General features: G+C 54.7%; 5 protein-coding genes and 1 pseudogene. 3 read left to right on the forward strand and 3 right to left on the reverse strand.

Annotated elements, in window-relative coordinates:
* Positions 1–133 (forward strand): annotated as a pseudogene (locus AAAC48_RS14350) (formyltetrahydrofolate deformylase); the annotation flags it as partial.
* Between the two features lie 20 nt (positions 134–153).
* Here the strand turns inward: AAAC48_RS14350 and AAAC48_RS14355 are convergent.
* Positions 154–1077: a 2-hydroxyacid dehydrogenase gene (locus AAAC48_RS14355; RefSeq protein WP_340654823.1), complete on the reverse strand. Its 924-nt coding sequence runs from the start codon at positions 1075–1077 to the stop codon at positions 154–156.
* A gap of 210 nt (positions 1078–1287) precedes the next feature.
* Here AAAC48_RS14355 and AAAC48_RS14360 point away from each other — a divergent pair, with 210 nt between their 5' ends.
* On the forward strand, positions 1288–2475 hold the full coding sequence (locus AAAC48_RS14360; protein ID WP_340654824.1) for an alpha-hydroxy acid oxidase: 1188 nt from the start codon (positions 1288–1290) through the stop codon (positions 2473–2475).
* 60 nt (positions 2476–2535) lie between these two features.
* Here AAAC48_RS14360 and AAAC48_RS14365 read toward each other — a convergent pair whose 3' ends face one another.
* The gene (locus AAAC48_RS14365; protein ID WP_340654825.1) at positions 2536–3237 is read right to left on the reverse strand and encodes a glycosyltransferase; all 702 of its coding nucleotides are present in this window, start codon (positions 3235–3237) and stop codon (positions 2536–2538) included.
* An 18-nt stretch (positions 3238–3255) separates the two neighbouring features.
* Positions 3256–3882 carry a hypothetical protein gene (locus AAAC48_RS14370; RefSeq protein WP_340654826.1) on the reverse strand — a complete coding sequence of 209 codons (627 nt, stop codon included), beginning with the start codon at positions 3880–3882 and terminating at the stop codon, positions 3256–3258.
* A 507-nt stretch (positions 3883–4389) separates the two neighbouring features.
* Between AAAC48_RS14370 and AAAC48_RS14375 the strand changes: the two genes are divergently transcribed.
* Positions 4390–5304, forward strand: a 915-nt coding sequence (locus AAAC48_RS14375; RefSeq protein ID WP_340654827.1) for a hypothetical protein, incomplete at its 3' end; no start/stop codon positions are given.

Raw genomic sequence — 5304 nt, forward strand, 5'->3', positions numbered from 1 at the left:
CCACGCGATGAGCGCCGAGGATTTCGTTGCCACCGGCCGCGACATCGAAAGCCGGGTGCTGGCGCGGGCGGTGAAGAAGCACCTTGAATCCCGCGTCATGCTCAATGGTCACAAGACCGTGGTGTTCGGGTAAAACATCACGGAATTGCTGTTCTATTTAGCTGCGAAATAATCTTCCAGATTGGAAACAACCCGGTCTGCCATGGCTTTCCGGGTTTCAACTGTAGCACTGCCCATATGCGGTTGCAGGACCACATTATCGAGGGCGAACAAAGCTTCAGGTGCATTCGGCTCGTCAACGAACACGTCGAGCCCGGCTCGGCCAAGCTCGCCGGTTTGCAGCAGTTCCACCAGTGCCACCTCATCCACCACCGTTCCCCGGGCGATATTGATGAATGTGCCTTTGGGGCCAAGAGCCTGCAGCACCTCTCGCGAAATGATACCCTGGGTCGCGTCGCCGCCCGGCAGGATCGCGATTAGCGCGGCGCAATCACCGGCCATTGCGATCAGATCCGTATAGTAGGCGTACGGAGCGTCCGGCTTTTTGTTGCGCGTGTGGTAGGTCACTTGGCAGCCAAAAGTTAAAAGTTTTTCTGCGATGACACTGCCAATGCGTCCCAGCCCGACGAGCCCGACTTTCTTGCCTTCGATGCCCTGGGCCAGTGGCGGTGTCTCGCCTTTGGCCCAGCGTCCTTCCCGCACAAAACGATCATTCGCAACGATATCGCGGGTCGTGGCCAACAACAGCGAGATGGCCATATTTGCCGTGTCCTCGTTTAGAACGTCCGGCGTGTTGGCGACTTTGATCCCCTTCTTGCTGGCATAGGCCACATCGAGCGAATCGGTGCCGACGCCAAAGGAAGAAACAATCTCAACCGCGGGCAGCAGATCGACCATATCGGCTTTCAGGCCCGTAAAGGTGCTTGTAACGGCAGCGCGGAATCGCCCTGCATGTTGATGCAAGAAGCCGAGAGCGTCTTTCTCCTCATAGAGTTTCTCGACTGCATAGCGTTTCTCCAGCTCCTCGAGCAGATAGGGCATGAGCGGACCGAGCACGAGAACCGGTTGTTTTGTCATCGAATCATATCCTTTGAAGCACCATTCAGGGTTGAGATTGACCATAGCGAAATTCTCGGAGTGAAGACAAACCCTTGTCATTGAATTTATCCATGAAGTATGTACCCATATATGATGAATTGCGCTGACGGCAGGAATTTCATTCTGGCACTTGCATTGGTGCATCCATTAGTATGAGAACAACAGATCAGAGGGCTTCGGGACGGAAAAATGCCAAAGACAGTTGAAATCGCAGATCTGAAAAAAATTGCGCAGCGCCGTGTACCAAAAATGTTCTTCGACTACGCGGATTCTGGTGCGTGGACAGAAAGCACCTACCGCGCCAATGAAGAGGATTTCCGCAAGATACAGCTGCGCCAGCGCGTAGCCGTCGACATGACCGACCGGACGCTTGAGAGCACCATGATTGGTCAGAAGGTTTCGATGCCTGTTGCGCTCGCGCCCACCGGCCTGACCGGCATGCAGCATGCGGACGGCGAGATGCTTGCCGCTCAGGCGGCCGAAGAATTTGGCGTTCCGTTCACCCTTTCGACGATGAGCATTTGTTCGATCGAGGATGTCGCATCCGCGACGACCAAGCCGTTCTGGTTCCAGCTCTATGTGATGCGTGATCGCGATTTCATCTACAATCTGATCGATCGCGCCAAGGCGGCCAAATGTTCAGCTCTTGTCCTGACACTCGATCTGCAAATTCTCGGCCAGCGCCACAAGGATATCCGCAACGGGCTTTCGGCTCCGCCGAAATTCACGCCCAAGCATATCTGGCAGATGGCAACGCGCCCGCAATGGTGCATGGGTATGCTGAAGACCCAGCGCCGCACATTCCGCAATATTGTCGGCCATGCAAAAGGCGTCGCCGATCTGTCATCCCTATCCACTTGGACTGCCGAGCAGTTCGATCCGCGCCTGTCCTGGGATGATGTCGCCTGGATCAAGGAACGCTGGGGCGGTAAGCTGATCATCAAGGGTATTCTCGACGTCGAAGATGCGAAAATGGCCGTTTCTACAGGCGCCGAGGCAATCATCGTATCCAATCACGGCGGGCGTCAGCTTGATGGCGCGCCATCGTCGATCTCGGTCCTTGCCGACATTGTCGATGCGGTCGGTGACAAGATCGAAGTCCTTTTTGATGGCGGTATACGCTCCGGACAGGACGTCTTGAAAGCTCTCGCCATCGGCGCCAAGGGAACATTCATCGGCCGTGCATTTCTTTACGGCCTCGGTGCGGGTGGAAAACAGGGTGTTACTGAAGCGCTGGAGATAATCCGCAAAGAGCTGGATATTACGATGGCACTGTGTGGCGAGCGGGATGTAAAAAATCTTGATCGCAACAACCTCTACAAGAGCGGCCTCGAAACCAAACCGCGCACGGCCGAGGTCAAGAAGAGACGCGGTTGACGCGTCGAAGTTAACAAAAAGCCCCGGAATTTCCGGGGCTTTGTGTTTGGATAGGATATATCAAATGATCTTCCAATTGGGGTCTACTGCGTCTGCCGCAGCACGCCACTCGTCAGCGTAGTCGACATTCTGCCAATCCTTGAACCAGGGTCCACCATTGGTGAAATGGACTGCGTTCGGATAGCCATTGGCAGGTTTTTCGTTCCAGCCTTCCAGCCAATTCCATTCAACCGGGACTTCGCCAATTTCCTCGTCGGCTGCCCACTGCATCCGGTGCAGATAGGCGCCGCTCTCCCGATTGATCAGTTCCGGCGTGAGTTTGCGCGTCGACGGATGATTGCAATTGAACAGCATGAATGACGACCAGTTCTTTCGCGGATAGCTGGTCTGGACCTTGCCATCCATCTTGGTGCCTTCCTTGGGCGTATAATCATGCTTGACGCAGATGACCGCTTTGGTCTCGTCGCGGTATTCCAGCAACTTGGCCACATCCGCGAAAAACAGGAAGTCACAATCGCAAAACAGAGCCCAACCTTTGTAGCCCGCCAGAAAGGGCGTGAAGAAGCGGGAATAGGTGAACTCGGTCGACGCAAGCGGGTCGATATCGCGCGTATAGGCGCCCTTCGACACCAGTTCATCGAGTTTGATCGGAATCACCCGCACGGGGATCGATGCATGTTTCAAGACGGTATTTTTTGCAACTTCGTAGGCAATCGGCTCGCGCGAATCCCAGCCGACGTAAATATCAAGATCATTGCTCATAGGACCTCGCTTCCAGCTTCATACGATGACGTCGAGAATGTTTTGTTCAACCTTGTCCATCACCCATTGGCGTTCATCGCCCCAGGCATGGCGCCGCCAGCCTTCCCAGCTGAATCCGCAAAGAATGATCTTCCATTCAGCGGGATCGAAATTCTGGAGAATATAGGTCAGCCCGAAATAGCCTGTACTCGGGAAAATTTCCCTGCGCTTTTCTTCAGGAATACCGAGCACTTCACAGCCTTCTTTGTAAAAGCGCGGTGGAAGTACAAGGATTGATTTGCCCGCTGTGCCAAATGCGTCGATGGCCTGCAAGGTCCAGTCTCCCCGCCTCCCCTTTAAACGGGAAAGCAGATGCGGCTGCCTGAAATATTGCGCGATGATCTGGGGGTGATAGGCGAAGATGACTTGCGAGGCATCCTGGACAATCGGCGAGTTGAAATAGGATGGATCGGTGAGGCGGCGCTGCATCGGTTTGCCGGAATTGCAGACGAAGAGGATATCAGTCTTTACCCCCGACATTCCCTTGGACGCTTTTGGCTCGTTGAAACGAACAACCAGATCTGATTGATCGACCATGTCAGAGAGATTGTCTTTGATCGGGCCATTACCGACAATAAACATCGTCTTGCGCTGGTCTGGTGTCATCGATTGATTCTTGTTTGGCTGAAGCGGCGTGATGGAGGTCGGTTTGTGACGTAGTGCCTGCGCTCTATGGCAAAATAGTGCCCTTTGACAAATAGCGTGTCAACACGCCTGCAATCAGCAAGTTCCCTGGCAAGGCTTGTTGGAAAGGTGGTACGTTCATGCGCTGGAGTATATTGTCTTAGTGCGTACCGGTTCACATCACAGAAAAACGATACACGGTGTTTGGTATTGATGGGGGAGATTTACAACGTGAGGTCTAGGACAACGCTGATTACCGGAGCCACGGGCGATGTAGGCCATGTTGTTTGTCAGAAGCTCGCGGCGTTGGCTCCCCGTCTCATGCTCACCGCTCGCACACGTTACCTTGTCGCGTCAGATTTCGAGCGTGCCAGCCGCTATTGACGCCTTCAACGCGAACTTGACCCTCTTGGGCGGTCCGGCCTACCGAGCGGACTCCGGGCCGCCATCGCGGGTGCGACGGGACCACTTGGTGGATTTGGAGGAGCAATGACACACACGCAGAGCGGTCGTCGTATTGCTACAGGTCTTCGGCAAATACTGCTGGTGCTTGCCGGAGTCGCAATACTCAGCGGCTCCCCGCCAGCCGTGTTAGCGGACAAGGTCGACATGCGCGACGTCATTGTTCGCGAGTTCGAGGCGTTCGACCCTCACTATCGAGAACGGCGTCAGCATTTCTCGGAGCGCCTCGAAGCGCTCGAGACGCGGCTCGCCAGCGAACAAGCTGCAGGCAACACGCTACAATGCTCGGAGCAAATGTATCTCGAGGCAAAATGGCTGCTCGGCTACACGGCAAACTGGCATGCACTCGAAGACAAGCTGGAACGCATCGAGCGGAGCTTACAGGACAAAAGTCAGAACTTCGCTAGCGAGCAATCGCCGGTCGATGGCTTTTGGGGACTCTGCTACGATCAATGGTTCATGCGCGTCGGCGAGACAGCAACGGCAGTAGGCCTTCTCGTAAGCCAGGGGAAAATCCCTCGCTATCGCTTGCGCCCGCGGCTCACCACCGGACGTGAACTCATCAACTATCTTCAGAGCCTGCTCATCTCGGACATCGAAAACACAGGTATCGACAACCGCGGCGAGCTAGGCAGCGTGATGACGAGCTATTCAACGGCAGCCTATAAGCATTATCTCCAGGACATTCTTGTCGACTATGTCGCGCTTGACGAGAAGATAAACTGGGATGCAGTGCGCGAGGCTGTCTGGTTTTTTATCCACGGCTCACAGGATACTGAAACTGGCTATTGGGGCGCCTGGTACGTCATCGATGGCAAGATACGAAAGACCGCCGATCTCAGCATGACGTTTCACGTCGTGCAATACAGCAAAGGCGAAGTGGATCATTGGCCGCAGATTATTAGGACGACCCTCGCCATTAAAGACGATCCCTATCCCTTC

The organism is Phyllobacterium sp. (assembly GCF_037994405.1).
Taxonomy (GTDB): Bacteria; Pseudomonadota; Alphaproteobacteria; order Rhizobiales; family Rhizobiaceae; genus Phyllobacterium.